Raw genomic sequence first — 18,807 nt, 5'->3', positions numbered from 1 at the left:
AATCAGAAATGGGCAACTGATATTACGGAATTTAATGTCTCGGGTAAAAAGCTGTATTTATCTCCTATCATTGACTTATTTAACCAAGAAATAATTAGCTACGAATTAACAGAACGACCAGTATTTAATCAAGTAACAATGATGCTCAACAAGGCATTTAAAACAATACCTGATAACACAAATATAACCTTACACTCCGATCAAGGATGGCAATATCAAATGCGACAATATCAACAGCTCTTAAAGGAAAAAGGAATTAAACAAAGTATGTCAAGAAAAGGCAATTGCTTAGATAATGCWATCATTGAAAACTTCTTTGGAATACTCAAATCGGAGTTGTTCTATCTTAAAAAGTACAACTCAATAAATCAATTAAAAAAAGAGATTCAAGAGTATATAGTATATTACAATAACGACAGAATTAAATCAAATTTAAACAAAATGAGCCCGATACAATATCGAGCTCATTATTATCAAAATTAATTATAAATTTGTCTAAACTTTTGGGTGCAGTCCAAAGTGGGACTTTTTGTTGGTTATTATATATAGTATCAATCCAGTTTTTCTCCCGCTCCTTTGGAGAGGGTCGGGGAGAGGATTATTTCAATTTCTTAATCAATTTTGCTTCATCGGCAAATTTTCTGATTTCAATTTTTGGAGAACCCAGTAATTGGATTTCGGATTTATTAGCGGCGTCAATAATCACGGCAGTTTCCACAAATAAACTACAGTAGGTATAACTTTCAGTGGTGATGTCCGCATTTTTGGTGGTGAATTTGTTTCCGGTAAATGAGGCATTATTGTCCAATCGCAGCATTGCATTTACAGCACTTCCCTCTACTGTAGCCTCTGATTTTTGATACAGATCTACTTTCAAATCTGTAGTGGTAATTAAGGCTTTCAACGCTGAATTTTTGCTACATTCGAGGATCGTATTTTCTGATTTTAAATTTAATTCTGTTTTTGATTTATCATCTGCTTGAAGTAAAAAATCCTTGGTGTTCACGTTCAAAAACAATTTGGAAGCGTCATGTGCTTTTAGTGTAATGGTATTTAATAAAAGTTCTTGTATTGCATTAACTGTCGATTCATCTTTTGAGGTAATGAGATTCAAATCTTTGGTATAGGTAACTCTCACAATGATTTTTTTGTAATTTGTAGCTTGCTTTGTAGTATAAACGCGCAAAGTGTTGTCACTTAAATCCAATGAAATAATATCGTGCAAGTTGTCATCGGCTTCGATTTGTAGTTCGGTTCGTTCGCCTCTTTGCAAATGAACTTCTAAGTTGTCTTCAACTATTAATGCATCAAAATTTCCCACTTCTCGTTGGGCAACAGTAACTGTTTTTGATCCTTTAATTTTTTCCTTTTTCTGTGCCAAAGTCAATGTAGTTGATAAAAGGAGCAGGAGTATAACTGTATATTTTTTCATGATGAATTGGTTTGAGTCTACACAAATATAAAAAAATCATCCACTTGTGATGGATGATTTCAATTATTTTACTTGGAGCATTTCTTATTCTCGGCTTATGCTTCCTCCAGAACTTGTGTCTTTTTGTATCGATTTTGGTTGTACGACGTAGGAGATATTTCCTCCGCTGGATGCTTGTGCAACTAATTTTACTATAGGATGAACAGTTATGGAAGCTCCACTGGAAACATCCGCAGTGATTTCGTTGGCCAATAATTTATCAGCATTAATTTCGCTGCCACTTGATGCAGTGGTTTTCATTTGAAGTGCTTTTCCGTTAATTGTTATCGTGCTTCCGCTACTGGTATCGCAAGTAATATTATCCGATTCTATACTGATATCAATGGAACCCGCGCTAGAAGTATTCAAGCGGATGTTTTCACCTTTCAGCGTATTTTTGCTCGTGATTGTTGCGCTGCTTGTAGCTTCTAATTCATCAATTATTGGCATTTTTACCGTTACTTTTTTAGAACCTGCAGTAGAGAATGAATTTTTATCAAATGAAATAACAAGAGTTCCATTTTCTACTTTGGTAGTAATGTGTTTTTGTAAATTATCATCAGCTTCAACCACTATTTCCGTTTTATCTGATTGTTCGATGACAAGGTCGATAGAATTGTTGACTTCTATGCTTTTGAAATCATCGTCAACATTTCTTTTCTCGGTTGTGATATTGCCGCTTCCTTCTATTGAATTCAAATTAATGGAGTGGTTGCAAGAAGCAAATAACAAAGCAGTTAAGACAACCAGAATGAATTTGGTAATTAATGTGATGACTTTTAGCATGATTAGTTCGTTTTAATGATGATACCGTCTTTATTTATTTTTAATTCTTTAAGATTCTTTTTTGAATTAATCAAAGTGTCATTCTTTACAGAAACTCCGTCTTTATTGATAGTAACGGATGTTTCAATGCTGTCATTTTCAGGAGCAGTATCCACGTCATTATACTCGTTTTCATCTGCGGGACAATTTAAACATTTTATTTGAGAATTTTCTACTTTGTAAATGTAATTGTCTGAACTGTAGTGTAAATTGAAGTATTCATCGTCTGATCTATCGTAATTTTGTACACTAGAATCCACTTTCAATAGTAATCCTTCGGGAACAAATAGTGTTATTTCAATCTCTTGGTCTCTGTATTTGTTTTTTAATTCAGTTAGCAAATAATTATCTAAAATCAATTGGTTGCCAATTATTTTGTAACTGTATTTAATTTGTTCGGCTCTTTGTTTTGCTTCTGATAACGATTTTCCTCTCGCTTCTTTTTCAATTTGAAGGTAAGGAAGTTTCTCCTCTGTTTTTTCAATTTTAAAACTAACTTCATTTGAATAAATGATATCCGTTCCAGTTGAATCTTGTGTTACCATGAAATCGTTGCGGTCTTCTACATTTTTAGCAAAATAATCATTGTGTTGGAATTTAATGAAAAGTGTATCATTTGGATTCAAATTGATAGTTTCTTTCTTAACTATTCGTCCATCTACTGCAAAAGCGCTGGCTTGTTTTATTCCAATTGATATCGCTAATGCTACTGCGATTAACCAAAGTGCTAACAAGGTGTATTTTGCAATATTTCCAATAGATTTCATGTTTGGAGCTAATAATTTGAAACCCAATAGCGTTAGGAAAAAGAAAGGAATTCCAACAGCAAAGAACATCAAAAGTCCAAAAGACCAAACCGGATAATCTGTAAAATTACCAGCCTCAATAAAACTTTGCCAAGGGAAATCAATGAATGCTCCGGAGCCTAAGGTGAAAATACCAATCAACAGAAAAAATAATGTTGATACGCCGGTAATGATTAAAATGATACCTAAAAATTTTGCAAAAATCTTGAAAATGGTCATAATAAAGTCACCAAAAGAATTTCCAATTTTCCCTGCACCTGATTTTATTTGGTTGCCATATTTGTCATAATCGGCATTTTTTATTTTGTCAGAAACGTTTTCAAATTCTTCTCTCACTTTTTTTTCAATGTTTGAAATCGTAACCGGTTCACCCGTCATTTCTAGTTTTTCAGTTGTTGTGATCGCCTCCGGAGTCACAATCCAAAGTATGATATAGGCTAAAATTCCAGTTCCAAATCCAGCAAAAACCAATAAGATAAGTACGATTCTGATCCACACAGCATCTACGCCAAAGTAATGTCCTAATCCAGCCGAAACTCCACCAATCATCCCTTTTTCTCGGTCACGGTATAGTTTTTTTGTTCTTCTGGTTGTATTGTTGTTGTAGGTATTTGTTCCCTTTAATTCATCTTCAATGATGTAATCTTCTGGTTGTCCCATAACGGCAATCACTTCATCTACATCTTTCAAACCAATAACATATTTGTCTGATTTTTGTTTTTCGTTCAATAATTCCGAAACACGCATTTCAATATCTTTGATAATCTCATCGTGTCCTGATGAATTGGATAAAGAACGTTTTATAGCGTCAAAATAACGGGTCATTTTTTGGTATGCATCTTCATCAATATGGAAGAACATTCCGCCTAGGTTTATATTTACAGTTTTGTTCATGACTATTGTTTTTGGTTGGTTATTAGATTTACGGCATCGGATAATTCAGTCCAGGTGCTATTTAGTTCATTTAAAAAAGTTTGTCCAATTTCGGTCAGTCCGTAATATTTTCTCGGTGGTCCTGAGGTCGATTCTTCCCAACGGTAATTGAGTAATCCATCATTTTTTAATCGCGTTAATAGGGGATAAATGGTTCCTTCCACGACTAATAATTTTGCGTTTTTCAAGGTGTCTAATATTTCCGATGTGTAGGCATCTTTTTCTTTCAATACAGATAAGATGCAAAACTCGAGAACACCTTTGCGCATCTGGGCTTTTGTGTTTTCAATGTTCATAATTCCTTTTTTTTGATTTTGTGTTGATTAAACAGTTCATTTTTTGATTGTTTAGCCAGTTCGTCTTGCTGGCTGGGTGATGATTATTTATTTTATTTGGAGCATATTCCTGCTTTCCACTTTATCTTTACTTGCTTAAAGAAAGCAAGTAAAGGATGCCGCTGCAAATGAAATTCACTGAACTCCTCTGAAGATATATAAAATGTGAAGTAATCAGGGCTAGTTCGTTCGCTTTATGTATTACGTCTATTCTCTTTTAATCGGATTACTTCCTATTTAATAAACGGAATCGTTATTGGATACTTGTATTTTTCTCCATTTGATGTTTTGATTGAAGCATAAATGATTAAAAAGAATTCAGCCACTTTCAAAAGACCAAAAATCAATACACAAATCAATCCCAGAGTTAACGCGCCAATATTATTTTCAAAGTTGAAATTGGAAAGCGTAATGTCATGATGATGTACTAAGGTTTGAAATGAGGTGTTCTGAAACACCGAAACAAGAAACGAAGGAATGGCAATCATAATGAGCAATAAAGAGTACAATAGTAAACTTAATTGAAAATTCAAGACTTGTTTTCCGTGGTGATCCACAAATTCCGATTGCTCTTTTTTAGTACTCCAAAGCACTATTGGAAAAATATAATTCCCAAAAGGAATAAAGTATTGTGTTAACGAACTCAAATGTGTAAATGTTGCGATGTTTTTTTCAGTAGTGGTTTCCATTTTTTTTGATTTTGATGATGATTGAAACGGGTTAACTATAATAGCATTTAGGCTGCATAGTAATTTCTTATGCAAATATATATCTAAAGGACAGTATCTTGTTTCGCATAGTACCAAATATTAACATAATATTAACAAATTAATTTTATAGGCACGCATACTATTTTTTTGTATTTTAGCAAAAAACCCAGTGATAATGAACTCGCCATGATTCAAAAATCATAAAAAACAACGAACTAAGTTGATAGCATATTGCTTCGCTTGTTCGCTGTTGCTCGAGTCAGATAAAAAATAAATAGTAGCTAAATATGAAACTTACAGCATCAAAACTTAATAAATTTCTATTGTTCAAATTACCGTCGGCATTTATTTGTGGAGTGCGCGTAAAAACAATAGATGAGAACCAATGTGTGGTTTCGGTGAAGCACCGTTGGATCAACCAAAATCCATTTAACTCCATGTATTTTGCGGTGCAAGCTATGGCGGCTGAATTGTCTACAGGCGCTTTGGTGATGTTTCAAATTCAAAAAAGCGGCAGGAAAATCTCAATGTTAGTAGCGAATAACAAAGGAAATTTTACCAAAAAAGCTACGGGAAGAATCACTTTCACCTGCAAGGATGGGCATTTAATAGAAAAAGCAATTCAAGATACAATTGCCACCGGAGAAGGGCAAACCTTTTGGATGAAATCCATAGGAACAGATGAAAAGGGAATACAAGTTTCCGAAATGGATTTTGAATGGAGTGTACGAATCAAATAAAAAAAGTTTCCAGAAGAATATATAAATAGAAAACGCCTCTTACTGATGTGAAGAGGCGTTTTTCTTTGCATCAAATTAAATGCAATAAATCAACTTTGAATTAGCAAGCCGTTTTGCACGTTTTACCTTCCGCCTTGCATTTAGCTTTACACTTAGCCACTTCTGCAGCAGTCATAGTTTTAGCTTTCGTGTCTTTATTGGCACAACAAGATTCTTTTTTTGCTTTTTCTTTTGCGACAGCTTTTACTTCCTGAGCATTGACGCTTAGGGTAAGGAATGCGATTGCTACAAATGTTACAATTTTTTTCATTTTATACTGTTTAATTGGTTTTCTGTCTTTGGATATTATCTCAAATTTCTAACCAAATATAAATAATTATTCAAATTAATCTTCAATATTTGTATTAATATTTACTTAAGTGCGTTGATTTTACTCTGAAAGTACCCTCTTATTTGATGATTATTTTTTTGCTTATAACTCCCGTTGATGTTTTAAGTTTTGCAATATAAACGCCAGTGCTCATTTTTTTGACAGGAAGCTGAATATTTTCCTGACCTTGGTTTTCTATTTCCCAATTAGCAACTGCTTGTCCCAAAATAGTGAATAAGGTAACTTCTTGAACCGTTGTATCCAGTGATTTATTTTGGATTACAAGTGAATTACTATTTTGTGAATAGAGGAATGTAAGGCCATTTTCATTCTTAATTTGTTCATTTGTACCCAAGGTTTTGTCTTTGAAACGCAATGAAAAACGGCTGTGGAATTCCCCTTTTGGAAGCATAATTTCAAAAGTTCCATTGCGGATGTTATGGTACATTTTAGTCTCTTCATCATACACAAAAATGGGTTGGTTGGTTTCAAAATTCTCAATAGCATCTATCATGAATTTTACGGACCCTTCACGATCTGTTTTTACGCCAATAGGGTAGGAGGATTCCATATCAAAATAGCCTTCACCTTGAATAACCAACTGATCAGCTCCGTTGAGGAAATACATATCACTTGGGAAATTATCTAAAATATAACCATCATAACCATAATCAATTGCACTTGTTGCTTTTTCTTGCATAAACGCTAACAATACCTGACGGTGAAAATTAGTAGTTGAATTGAATCCCAAACGAATTCTTTTTAACGTGTCTTGTTGTATGGGATCATTGGCATTTGTATCCCATGCATTTTCTGTTTTGGTTTTAGCATTAATTTTAAAAAGGGTATTAGACGTAGCATCCGTTTCTCTTTGAAATGCTCTTTGGCCATTATTAAAAATTACAGTACCACCGCCACCTGTTTTTCCGAAGACAAAGAATCCTTGCCCTACTGGTATATGTTGCTTCGGAATTTTAGAACTCAACCCAACACCACTGATTAGATCTGGAACAACAGGTGGTAAACCGCCGGACAAATTGAGTACGGCATATCCGCCTAAATAATCTTTTAAAATATGTGTGTTATTATTAGAGGCATGTTCCCAAAAATAAATGGTTCCGTCTAAACCAGCATCATCAACTCGGTCTACTGAATTCAGATTGTCATTTATAAACGCATACGCATCTAAAGCGGATGGGTATGGGTTTCCAGTAAGCAATAATTGCTCCGCGCTAACGGTATTGGTTAGTATAGTTCCATTATTAGGTTTCCCTACAAAGGTGTAATTTTGAGTTCCAGAGACTGCGCCGCTTCCTTTTAAAGTAAATCCTTGACCTACTCGCAACGGACTTGTTTCATTTATTTGTACCCAATTGGCGTAAGCGCTTGCATAGTTATCAAATTTATAAAGCCAGTAGCGGGCCAGACTAATTGGACTTGTAGGAGCACCGTTATATCCACTTATCCACGAAATATTTGCAGGTGCTGCAGGGTTTGTCCCATCTTTAAAAACGCCATTTACAGTATAGTCTGTATTGTTAGTAATAGCATTTATAGGGCTTACTGGCGAACTCCAATAGTTGTAATTGTACAAGTTAGATTGTCCTTGCTGGTCTCTTTCGATTGACCCAGCACTAGTGACATCTAGTTCGCTTCCTTCAGTTTGTATTAATTGTGATTTTGCTATTAAATCGATTTTACCATCTAGTTTTAGATAGTGAGATATTTCAATTTTATTGTCATTATTAGCCGCAAGTGTGTTGCTTTCTACCAATAATCCTAAAACCGTTTTATTTCCGGCAGTAGTTATATTATGATTGGTTTTGACAATATTCCAATCAATAAATGTACTGTTATCAACTCCCAATGTGTTTGGGATGTTCCATATAGTTCCATGGGTCCAAGTGTCATTTGATTCCCATGCATTATTTGCTTGGGAAGTGTAAGGCAAAGGAGCTGTTTCAGGTTGAGCAGTGACAATTCCTATTAATTTTCCGTTGCGGAGGTTACTCGTTTTATCCATCAAAAATCCATTTAAAAGATCAGTAGATTGCGCCATTTGATAATATCCTTCTAAGTTACTCCAACTTAAATTCGGAATTGATTGTGGTACGGTGGAGCCAAAAACGCTACTGCTATTATTTGTAATTCGTTGATTCATCATCTGGTGCGTCTGCACTGTGGTTAAAGCTACATTCCAAATACGGAGCTCTTGCATCCAACCAGTAAAGAAATTAGTTGGCAGGTAAGGATAAGATACACTTGGAGCCATAGCCCCCATGACGCACTGGGCATTTGAATTTGCTATTGGATTTGAACCAGCTGTAGCATTTTTAACACTAACTCCATCTATGTAAAGATTGTAAGCTGTTCCGTCAAATGTAACTGCCACATGATACCATCTGTTAGTGCTAACTTGGTAATTTGATGTTATTGAATTTCCATTGTTCCAATTAAATGAAATAATATTATTTACTATTCTTAAATCATATCCATCAGTAAGTGAACTTGGGTTTCTTTTAGAAAAAATAGTTTGAATATTTCCATTTGTTATGCCAGGTTTTAACCAAGTTTCAATACTAAAAGATCCGCTGTTAAAATTGAAATTATCTTTTAAATTAACGTTATCATCAATTCCATCAAAATTCAAAACCAGACAAGCACCAATTGAAATTTGCACATCATCAGTAATTGGAGAACAACCACCGCTAGCAGGGATTGTCCATCTAAGGGTATAAATACCGGTGTTTGGACTGTAAAATTCAGAAGTAGGACTAGTTGAACTTGAAAAAATTTCTCCACCACCAGATGGCCCATTGACAATTGACCATGAGCCAGTTGTACCAGCAGTTGCAGCTAATTGTACAGTTTCAAGTCCACAAATAGGAGACAAATCGATACCAGCCATTACTGATGAACAGGAGCTTCCGTCTATGGCTACCTTAATAGAACCTTCAATTGGTAAATAACAGGCAGTGTTATCATTGCCCTGAAAAAAATACCTAGTAAAGGAAGAGTCTGATGTGCTACCTGTACCAGTTATCGTACCCGTTGCTAGCGTTACCTCCGGAGTACACCCTGCATTTAATATGATACTGCAATCACTTGTAACTTCTAGATTAAAACTTAAACTAGCATATATATATTCAGGATGACCCACTGTTATGGGTAGTGTGCCTAAATCCCATAAAATTTTATTGGTAGCTGAATCATAATAAGGGAGGTTGGTAGTAGAAAATCCATTAAGGGTGCTAGATGAAATAGTACTGCCTACATTGAAGATTGCTGTGGCTGGAATTGGAATTGAAATTAGGGTGTTGGTAGTGCTTTCTGTACCCTCGTTAGTGATAGTAAGTGTATAATTTATTGTTTGTCCCGGTAAAGCTACTAATGCTGGGGGGTTAATAACATTATTAATGGAATTTACACTTATTAAACCATTCGGTTCGGGTATATAAGCGTCTACTGACATTGCAAAACCAAATATGGTAAAGACGTCAGAAGTTGAGCCGAATCTAAAAGTAGTGGCAGTTTGATTATTTGCGATCACTGAATTGGATGCATTTGGAATTGTAAACATACTAAAATCGACTCCGGTATTGTTTTGTAAGTTGGGATTACTATCCGTGCCAGTAGGAATCGGAAAAATAGAGGAATTGAAGAAGTTTGCGGTAGAATTTCTTGCGTGATTTAGTGTAAGATAGTTAGTAGTGTCATAAGTTTTATTCGGATCAGCAGTAAGTTTTTGTACTGCAAGATAATCTCCAGATAAGTCAATATCTCCTTCAGCGGCCATAATGCCTAGCTTCATATTTACTGCTCCTGATCCTACGGTGGTAAATCCTGAAATGTTAATATTACCATATTCGCCTTGTACGCCGTTTACCGCGGCCCTTTGTCCATTTACAAACGCATTTCCGTCAAAAAGTGTTACTGCTCGACTTTTCATTAATGGATTTTGGTAAATAACAACCATAACCCAACCGCCAGAAAAACCTGGATTTGTATTTACTCCTTCTTTTAGTGCTAAATCAGCAACTGTGTATGCACCTGGTCCGTGCTCTTTTACATAATCAGTGATTTCTTGGTAGCCAACAAAAATCCCACTATTTGCAGCTCCAGGAAAATAAATATTAGGAGTGGCTCCAGTAGTTTTTGCTGTGATTGAAGTGTAGTTACTAGCGCCTGGTCCTTTTAGTGAAACAACTTTTTTGTCATAATTTTTAGTAATAGTCGTATAAGCAGGAACGGTTCCTGATAAATTAACTTCAGCTGATGATGTAGTTTGAATATCTGCAAGGCTTAAAGCTGTTGATGAACTTCGTATCAATTGTTTGATGGTTAGATTTGCATCACCATCAATTATGACATAAGGAGTTGTGAGAGTTGCAGTTGCAACACCACCTGAAATTACGATACTTGAAGGTATAGCAGTGGAAGCTCCGCCATTTACTGATACTCGTATAGCGGGAACATTATTAAATTCAAATACATAGGTATTTCCATTCCCGCTAAAAGTATAAATAGGCCAGCGGCTACTTCCTGAACTGGCTCTAGTAACCAGTAGTGTGTAGTTTGAATTTATAATTTTCTGATTATGAATTACTGTCGAATTGGTGTTAACCGTTTGTGTGCCGTTTGGAATTAGCTTAGAAGCTGTAAAGGTATCAGCATCTTCGGATTTTCCTGTCCAGTAAAGTCCAGCAAAAAGTACCGTTGAGCAATTTTGAGCAGCACTATTCTCTCCTGAATTTGAAAGCTCAAGTGTTGCCTTAGAGGAATTCCATGTATTGGCATCTCCATCAATATCAACGAACTTCATGTCAGCACTTTGATTGTCACTATTTGTTCCGTAATTAGTAAGAGTTAAATTAGTGTTTCCTAATAAAGTAAAATCACCTTTAATGTTGTAGACACTCTGAGCCGGTGTGGCAGCCGAGGTCCTTTGCGTGAAATTAACTTGCGGAGTTGTTAATGTTTGGGCAGTAGCATTGATTGTAGGAATAATTAGAATTAAAATTAGCACTAGTCTACTTATTCTTTTATGCACAAAAGTAATTTTCTCCATAATTTTCTTCATTTAAATTAATTATGATTTAAATAACTCCATCATTCTCCGATTAATAGTTAAGCAAATCTTGTTTTTAATTTTTCTACTTATTTCAAAGATTCTTATAAAGTTCTCTAACTAAAAAGCAATCAAAAGGTGCTTTTTAGTTAGCTCCCGGTGTGCGAATTTTTTAAAACTAAAAATCAAAGCATAAATTAGAAATAGCAAGCAATACAAAAGTTTTAAAAACTTAATTGATTTGTATCAGTCTACAATGAAATAAAACCTATTCAGAGAAATAGTTGATTTTTCGATGATAAATTTATGAATATTTGTTTCATATAATAGATAAAAAGCATATATAATCGATTAAATACATCTTTTTGTATTTAATATAAGTAAAAACGTATAAAATTATATTGTGATAATTGAGTTTTTATTGTTGACTTTTAAAGGAGGTATAACAATCTTTATTATTTTATCTTCACCAGTTTAAGTCATTTTTTTTTGAAATTAGAGTACAATCTAAAATTTTAAATGATAAAAATGGCTTTTTGATTTTAGCAGTCTTTTTAGAAAAATTTAGTTATTATTCGATTCCTTTTTAAGTGGTATTTTTATAAAAAAAACTTCCCCGTTAAGAGAAGTTTTTGTGAAGTAGAAAACGCAAGTAGAATTACTTAATAATAATTTTCTTGCTGATGTTTCCTTTTGAAGTTTTCAGTTTTACAAGATACACTGCCGAAGTTTTGTCCTGAATAGGGATTTGAATATTAGATTGCTCTTTCTCTTTTACCTCCCATTTTGAAACTAATTTTCCTTGAAGGCTGTACAAGGAAACGGCCAAAACGGTATTGTCAGCAGCTTTGTTTTTAATATTCAACGTATTGTTAGAACGGGTAAACAACACCGTAATAGCGTTGGCATACACCGGATCTTTCACAGCAAGACTCTTATCCGTAAAACGCAAGGAGAAGCGCTCGTTGAAAGTTCCTTCTGTAAGTTCTACCTCATACGCTGTATCTTTTATACTATGATAGGTATCTGTATCGTTGTCGTGGATAAATATATTTTGACTTTCGTCAAAGTTCTCTAAGCCATCTAAAACGAAAGAGATTTTCCCTGTTGTTTCAGATCGAATACCAATAGGGAAGGAGGCTTCTTCATCAAAATAACCTTCGCCTGCTATAGCTAATTTATTTTTTCCGTTCAATAAATACATGTCGCTTGGTGAATCATCGATGTTGTAGGCATCATAACCATCGTTCATGTCACTATTTGCTTTTTCATCCATAAAGGCTAATAAAACTTGCCTATGAAAACTTTGATTGTAAAAATTGAAACCCAAACGCACTCTTTTATGGGTGTCTATTGCTATGACAGCATCCTTATTGTCTGTCCAATGCGATTCTGTTTTGGGATTAGAAGGAATTCTATAGGTTGTTTGTGAAAATGTTGTATTATCCTCTTTAATAAATTCTCTTTGACCGTTGTTAAAAGTGACTGTTCCCCCAGATCCAATTTTTCCAATTACAAAAAATCCTTGACCTACAGGGATGTATCTGTTAGGAGCCAATTTTGAGGTAGATCCAGCGCCACTTATGAAATCAACTCCAAGAGCACTTGGAGCGACCCCTCCTGCTAAATTGCGTACGCCATATCCTCCTTCGTATGCACCTAAATTATGGGAGTTGTTGCTAGCGTAATGTTCCCAGAAATACAAAGCACCGTCTATAGTTCCATCTATTATAGATGTTTCTATGGAACCAATATTATCATTTATAAATTGATCAGCGTCCAATGCTGATGGATATGGATTTCCTACTAGTAATAATTGATCTGAACCAACGGTATTTGTAATCGTACCATTATTTGGTTTCCCTGTGAAAACTAAGTTCTGTGTTCCTGAAGTTCCCGGTCCTTTCAAAGTAAATCCTTTTCCTGCTTCAAGTATTCCATTTTCACCTATTTGTGTCCAATTGGCATAATCAGTTGCTTTGTCGTTACTATCGAATTTATAAATCCAGTAACGGGCTAAACTAAAAGGAGATGTTGCTCCATTAAAACCATCTATCCACGTTATTGGTCCTGGTGACGCAGGATTTGTACCATCTTTTAAAACTTCGGCAACTGTAAAATCAGTGTTATTTGTTGTTGCATTTATAGCACCTACAGGAGATCCCCAATAGTTATAATTGAATTTATTAGCTTGCCCTTGTTGGTCCCTTTCTAGTGAACCTTCACTTGCTATGTCTAAGTCACTTCCAGAGGTTTGTACTAATTGCGAACGACCTACTAAATCAATTTTACCATTCAGTTTGAGGTAATGGGAAACTTCTATTTTGGTTCCATCCGTTTGTAATCCGCTTGAGGTGGTAGCTATTAAATTTGCTGTTGGTTCAATATCAAGACCTAAAACCTTTTTATTTCCAATGGAAGTTATTGTATGAGAATTTTTAACACGAACTATATTCCAGTCAATGGTTACGGGTATTCCTGGAGGTGTAGGAGGCGATGTTGTTTCTAAGGGGTCTTCTATTGAAGTGCTGTAAGGTAAATTTTGTAAGTCACTGTTCGTCCAAGTTCCAATGGTTTCCCAATTTCCAGTGGATGCCGATTCGTATGGCAATGGTGCTGTTTGTCTATCTACCGTTTTTAAATTTCTTAAGGCAGCCGTTAATCCATAACTGGATTTGTCTTTAGCATTAGTGTATGTGTACGTAGACATAGGATAGTAGGCGTTAAGATCAATCCAAGGAATACTTATTATGTCATTTAATGTTATGGTGTTGGGAATTATAAAACCATTAGTAAGAGCACCGTCACTAAGGATTTCCTGATTCATTACATAGCGAAACTGAGCATCAGTTAGGGCTGTTTTCCAAACTCGTACCTCATCAATAGAACCATTGAAATAAGAGGATGGAATTGCACCATCTGCTGCTGCAATAAAGAAAGAATTTGTCGTTACGGATGGAATTCCGGTTAAAATCGAACTTATTTTATTTACACCATCTACGTACATTTTGGCAGTTGTACCATCAAAAGTCACCCCTATATGATGCCATTTTCCTATTGGAATGATAGCATTGGAAGTTATCGTTTGTTTCGTAACACCAGAATACCAACTCATTTCTGCACGTCCACTTGCATTAATACCTAAATCGTATCCTGTAGAAAAAGCGCTATTTCTCTTGGAAAGAATAGTTTTATTGAAATTGTTGTCATTTTTATTAATCCATGCCGAAACGGTAAATGCCGGACTTAAGTCCAACACTTTACCCGCATCCATATAATCAGTTGTACCGTTGAATTTTATGCTACGTACTTCGGTTTTCTCTGGTGCATATCCAAAAGTAATGTATTTAGCACCATCAAAGTCATAGGTAGTTTCGAGGTTAGATCCATTTGCTCTCATGACTCTGTACTCAGCAGTCGGATCAAAATTGGGTGTGCTTGAGATAAACATTAAGTAATCTCCCGGCGGAGTTATAGTAGCGGTAAGCATTGCTGCAGGAATAGATACTTTCGCGGTTGGAACATTTCCACCCGTTTCTACCACTTTCCAAGTACGGCCTACAGAAATAAAACTAACATTCGTTGTTAGGGCAGATGGTGAGGTAATTCCAGAACTTATGTTAACAATTACTTGAGGTTGGGCAGCGAGAGTACCTCTATTATTTCCCCATACCAGAAATTTCTTGTCTGAGTCAAAGGTATTGGTGTTTGCAGTATTGGTTGCAAAGATATCTGTTAATCCAATGGTGATATCATCAGTTGTATTTACTGTTTTTGATTGCTTTTGATTTAATTGAGAATCATCATCTCTACCTATACCTGCAATATCATAATTAAATCCATTATTTGCAGTGGTGTTCCAGATGGTGTTACCTGCCGCGTCTATATAGTTAACGTCATTTAGCTCAGTTGGATTAGTACTCCCTGTCGCATGTAGCGTTATTCCATACTTTAAACCTAGATAACTTTGTATTTTTTGTTGGTTTAAGGCGCTGTTAGGTGCTGTATAAGCGACTACTTCCGAAAGTCTTCCATTTAAGGCTGAAAAGGTTCTACCGCTGATTCCACTTCGCCCAGTTCCTAAATAGAAAGGTAAATTTCTATATTCATAAAAGTTTAAAAGTTGTTGGTCGCCATTATTACCTGTTCTACCCGCAGTATTGTCTATTTTTATACCATTTTTATATATTTCTGATTGAGTACCGCTTGCATTTGTTTTTACGTTTATAATAAGTGGTTCGTTGTAGGTTACTGTTGTTGATGTAAATGCTCTACCGTAAGAATCTACTCCTGGTGCAGGAGAGTCTGTTCCTGGCGCATAGGCCCCAACACTGTGTGAAATAACTTCATCTGGGGTGTAGCGAGCAGTTGTGTTTCCAAACCCTAACCCAGTTGGATCTTCGTGAAAATTACTGTCGTCACTTTTACCTCCCAAGGGAATTTGTCGTCCGTTAGTTCCCATCGTATTTTGCACAATATCATTAGGATATACCACTATAAAATAATCTTGTGAGTATAAGCCACCTTTACCATTCATATAATCCTTGTTTGCAGCGTTAAAGTCAACAACAGGATTAAAGTTGATATTTCGAGTACTATTATCACGAAAAGTAGGCGCATCATCTGCTAAAGCTTTTACACTTTCTTTATTAACTAAATCGGCTCTTGTAATATCATAAGCTTGGTCTTCCCATGCTGTTAATGCTGCTCCGTCTGTTACTGCTATTCCTGCATTACTTTTGAACCAAAGACTTAGGTTTTGGTTTACTTTCGCAGGGGCAATAGGAGATAGTGCTAATGCTACCATAGGATTTCCTTCTACGGATACATTGTCAAAAGCTACTCCGTCATCTACATTACTTGCATCTGATCTAAACTCTACTTTGAAGCGAACATTTGATTGGTTTCTAAAAGTTCCGTCAGCTAATGTAGTTGTTGCTTTAATGAATCTGTTTGCTCCAACACCTACTGGAGTAAAGGCTAGGTTAGCTGTAGCATTGTTATTGCTCCATCCGTTACCACCCAAAGCAGCTACAGTTGTTGAATTATACCAGTTTACTCCGTTTCCGGATGCGCCAAGTACTACAAAAGCACCATTGTTGATAGAGTATAAAATTCGCATACCATCATAGTTTGTTTCTGTTTTATAACGTATGTCTATGTTGAATAGTAAGTTTTCGTATCCTGTAAAATTATAAACAGGACTAGTAATCTCTATGGCAGTATTATTTGAGTAATCATTAAAGTTGTTTGTTCTCCAAAATGAATTTTCACCAATTTCGGCAACGCCAGGAAATGTATCTGTTCTTACCCATGAACCATTAGTAGTAGTTGTATTTGACCAACCTCCGTTTGAAGCATCAAAATCTTCATAAAAAATGGTGTAATCTCTATGTGTGTTAGCATCTAAATAGGTTACAGTAATATCAGCTGTACTAGTACCACAACTACTAGTTACAGTCCATCTAAAAACATAAGTTCCTATCGTAGGTACTGTAGCTGTCGAAGAACCACTTGTACTATTGCTAAAAGTTACAGTTCCTGCAGGACCTGAAACCCTAGTCCATGCTCCTGATCCAGGACTTGGAGTGTTTCCACCTAATGAGGTAGAGGTAAGCGAACCAGTAATTGTCATAGCGCTTCCTACGGTCGCTACGGGTCCTGTAACGACGCTTTGTGTTTTGGTGGCAAATGTAGTGCCGCAACTACCACCAGAGGTTGTCAATGTTAAGGTTGCTGTGCCAGTATAGCCCGCTGGAGGTGTCCAGGTTGTAGTATTTGGAGTTGATCCAGTATTGTTGGTAAATGTCCCGCTAATGCCGCCATCAGACCAGATTGCTGCTGCTGCTGTACCGCCAAAAGAACCTCCTAATGCTACTGTTGTACTGCCTTGACAAATGGTAGCTAATGCTGCACCTGCATTAGCGATTGGTGTACTGATTGTTATTGCGAGAGTTCTTGCAGTACCGTTTCCGCAGTTGTTTGATGGGGTAACGCTAATATTTCCTGAAGTTGAACTAGTAGTAACGATTATAGAGTTAGTATTTGTTCCAGCAGTTTGTACCCAACCAGCAGGGAATGACCATGTGTAAGTTACACCAGCTACTGCTGTGACACTATAGGTTTGTGACGTATTTGAACAAGAACTTGCATTTCCTGTTATGGTACTTGGTTGATTAGGTAACGCGGTTAGCGTAACGCTGGCAGTATTACCACTAGTTATAGTATTAGTACAATTATCTGACGATACACCACTTGAAAGATTGGTGATTTGAATATTTGTAAGTCCTACGTTAGCTAATGCTGTTGTAGTGAAACTTCCTATTCCTGCAGTTGTTACACTCATAGTGGCTGTAGCATTTGTAGCCGTATTTGTTCCAGTAAGGTTATAAGTTACGATATAGTTTCCGGTTGGTAAACCTGTTCCTCCTGCAAGTGTAACCACTGCTCCATTTGGGGTACATAATGGTGAAGCTATTGAAGTACCTGTTAAGCTATAACTAGGGCATGACCATGTAACAATTACCTGTCCATTTGCTCCATTACCTCCGGTTCTATCAGTATTACCTGTACTTCTTCCTCCGCTACCTCCTCCGCTAAGTAAAGTTGCGGATGTACCAACTCCAGCGGTAGTTGAACTAAAACCAGTTGCACCAGCTCCTCCTTCTGGAGTACCTCCAGCACCGGCAGCTGGACCAAAACCAACGGTACCACCATTACCGCCATTACCGGTACTTCCTGCACCACCACCACCACCACCACTTCCTAAAGTAGCACTACCTGCAGCTCCAGTTCCACCATTTCTTGTAATTCCTGTCGCTATTGCGCCTCCAGCACCATTATTATTGGTAGCGTTTCCAACTCTACCACCACCACCACCAACTGCAGATACTGGAATCGTTGAATTAAACGTGGATGTACCTCCTGAATTTCCATCAGCAGCATTTGCTCCAATACCACCAGCTCCAACAGCAATATTTATTGTGTTACCAGCGGTTACGGTTACCGATGTGTTATTTGTATACGTTCCTCCTGAGCCACCACCTCCAGTTCTGTTACTGCCACCACCACCATTTACACCGCCACCTGCACCACCCCCTCCCCATGCTTGGACTCTAACAGTTGTAACTCCAGCTGGTACGTTAAAATTACCAGAATTTGAATAAGTTTTTGGAGATTGAGAATATCCTAAAAAAACAAGACTTAAAAGCGCTATTGTAAAATAGGTTTTTTTTGTAAAAAGTATAGTTTTATTCATATAGTGTTGTGTGGTATTTATTTAAGAACCGTACTTATTTTATAAAGTAAGAATATAAATTTTATTACATTTTTTTTATTGTTAACGTATTCCCTCTTAAAATGAATGCTTTAACGCATCAAAAGTAAAATATTTTATTCTAATTACAATGTCTTGTAAACGATAAAGAGCAATTAATAACGTTTAAAGTTGTCATTTTAATTTTTTTTTTTTAAATACAGAATAAATCGAATCTATAAAAGCGATCGTATCAGAATAGCTTTTTTTACGTTCAATTTTTTAAGGAAAAGG

10 protein-coding genes are annotated in these 18,807 nt (G+C 36.0%); 2 read left to right on the top strand and 8 right to left on the bottom strand.

Translation table 11 applies throughout. The annotated features are described in order from the left end of the window. Positions 1-483 (top strand): IS3 family transposase (locus E0F91_RS01890; RefSeq protein ID WP_132064663.1); only part of this gene is annotated, 483 nt, incomplete at its 5' end. Between the two features lie 115 nt (positions 484-598). Here the strand turns inward: E0F91_RS01890 and E0F91_RS01885 are convergent. The 5 genes from E0F91_RS01885 to E0F91_RS01865 form a co-directional block, all read right to left on the bottom strand. Beyond that, complete coding sequence (locus E0F91_RS01885; protein WP_132064662.1) at positions 599-1,432, bottom strand: GIN domain-containing protein; 834 nt, start codon at positions 1,430-1,432, stop codon at positions 599-601. 84 nt (positions 1,433-1,516) lie between these two features. Then, positions 1,517-2,257, bottom strand: a complete 741-nt coding sequence (locus E0F91_RS01880; protein ID WP_132064661.1) for a head GIN domain-containing protein — start codon at positions 2,255-2,257, stop codon at positions 1,517-1,519. 2 nt (positions 2,258-2,259) lie between these two features. After that, on the bottom strand, positions 2,260-3,996 hold the full coding sequence (locus E0F91_RS01875) for a PspC domain-containing protein (protein ID WP_132064660.1): 1,737 nt from the start codon (positions 3,994-3,996) through the stop codon (positions 2,260-2,262). A 2-nt stretch (positions 3,997-3,998) separates the two neighbouring features. Then, the gene (locus tag E0F91_RS01870; RefSeq protein ID WP_091255259.1) at positions 3,999-4,331 is read right to left on the bottom strand and encodes a PadR family transcriptional regulator; all 333 of its coding nucleotides are present in this window, start codon (positions 4,329-4,331) and stop codon (positions 3,999-4,001) included. Between the two features lie 272 nt (positions 4,332-4,603). After that, positions 4,604-5,059, bottom strand: a complete 456-nt coding sequence (locus E0F91_RS01865; protein WP_132064659.1) for a DUF4870 domain-containing protein — start codon at positions 5,057-5,059, stop codon at positions 4,604-4,606. A 308-nt stretch (positions 5,060-5,367) separates the two neighbouring features. Between E0F91_RS01865 and E0F91_RS01860 the strand changes: the two genes are divergently transcribed. Continuing rightward, a complete protein-coding gene (locus E0F91_RS01860; RefSeq protein WP_132064658.1) occupies positions 5,368-5,820 on the top strand; it encodes a DUF4442 domain-containing protein in 453 nt (150 codons plus the stop codon). A gap of 100 nt (positions 5,821-5,920) precedes the next feature. On the opposite strand, the gene E0F91_RS01855 is transcribed toward E0F91_RS01860, so the two are convergent. The 3 genes from E0F91_RS01855 to E0F91_RS01845 form a co-directional block, all read right to left on the bottom strand. Beyond that, entirely contained in the window at positions 5,921-6,130 is a 210-nt protein-coding gene (locus E0F91_RS01855) for a hypothetical protein (RefSeq protein ID WP_073350730.1), read from the bottom strand. Positions 6,131-6,269: 139 nt separating this feature from the next. Then, positions 6,270-11,258 (bottom strand): LamG-like jellyroll fold domain-containing protein, encoded by a 4,989-nt coding sequence (locus E0F91_RS01850; protein ID WP_165930077.1) that lies wholly within the window; start codon positions 11,256-11,258, stop codon positions 6,270-6,272. A 658-nt stretch (positions 11,259-11,916) separates the two neighbouring features. Continuing rightward, the gene (locus tag E0F91_RS01845) at positions 11,917-18,516 is read right to left on the bottom strand and encodes a DUF8202 domain-containing protein (RefSeq protein WP_132064656.1); all 6,600 of its coding nucleotides are present in this window, start codon (positions 18,514-18,516) and stop codon (positions 11,917-11,919) included. Positions 18,517-18,807 lie beyond the last annotated feature (291 nt).

Source organism: Flavobacterium sandaracinum (assembly GCF_004349135.1).
In the GTDB taxonomy this organism is placed as follows: domain Bacteria; phylum Bacteroidota; class Bacteroidia; order Flavobacteriales; family Flavobacteriaceae; genus Flavobacterium; species Flavobacterium sandaracinum.
The sequence above is the reverse complement of the archived record's forward strand: the minus strand, read 5'-3'. Positions and strand labels throughout refer to the sequence as shown.

Excerpts from the sequence above, each read along its gene's own strand:
- E0F91_RS01870 (WP_091255259.1), bottom strand. The coding sequence starts at position 4,331 with ATGAACATTGAAAACACAAAAGCCCAGATGCGCAAAGGTGTTCTCGAG.
- E0F91_RS01880 (WP_132064661.1), bottom strand. The coding sequence starts at position 2,257 with ATGCTAAAAGTCATCACATTAATTACCAAATTCATTCTGGTTGTCTTA.
- E0F91_RS01865 (WP_132064659.1), bottom strand. The coding sequence starts at position 5,059 with ATGGAAACCACTACTGAAAAAAACATCGCAACATTTACACATTTGAGT.
- E0F91_RS01855 (WP_073350730.1), bottom strand. The coding sequence starts at position 6,130 with ATGAAAAAAATTGTAACATTTGTAGCAATCGCATTCCTTACCCTAAGC.
- E0F91_RS01860 (WP_132064658.1), top strand. The coding sequence starts at position 5,368 with ATGAAACTTACAGCATCAAAACTTAATAAATTTCTATTGTTCAAATTA.
- E0F91_RS01845 (WP_132064656.1), bottom strand. The coding sequence starts at position 18,516 with ATGAATAAAACTATACTTTTTACAAAAAAAACCTATTTTACAATAGCG.
- E0F91_RS01850 (WP_165930077.1), bottom strand. The coding sequence starts at position 11,258 with ATGGAGAAAATTACTTTTGTGCATAAAAGAATAAGTAGACTAGTGCTA.
- E0F91_RS01875 (WP_132064660.1), bottom strand. The coding sequence starts at position 3,996 with ATGAACAAAACTGTAAATATAAACCTAGGCGGAATGTTCTTCCATATT.
- E0F91_RS01885 (WP_132064662.1), bottom strand. The coding sequence starts at position 1,432 with ATGAAAAAATATACAGTTATACTCCTGCTCCTTTTATCAACTACATTG.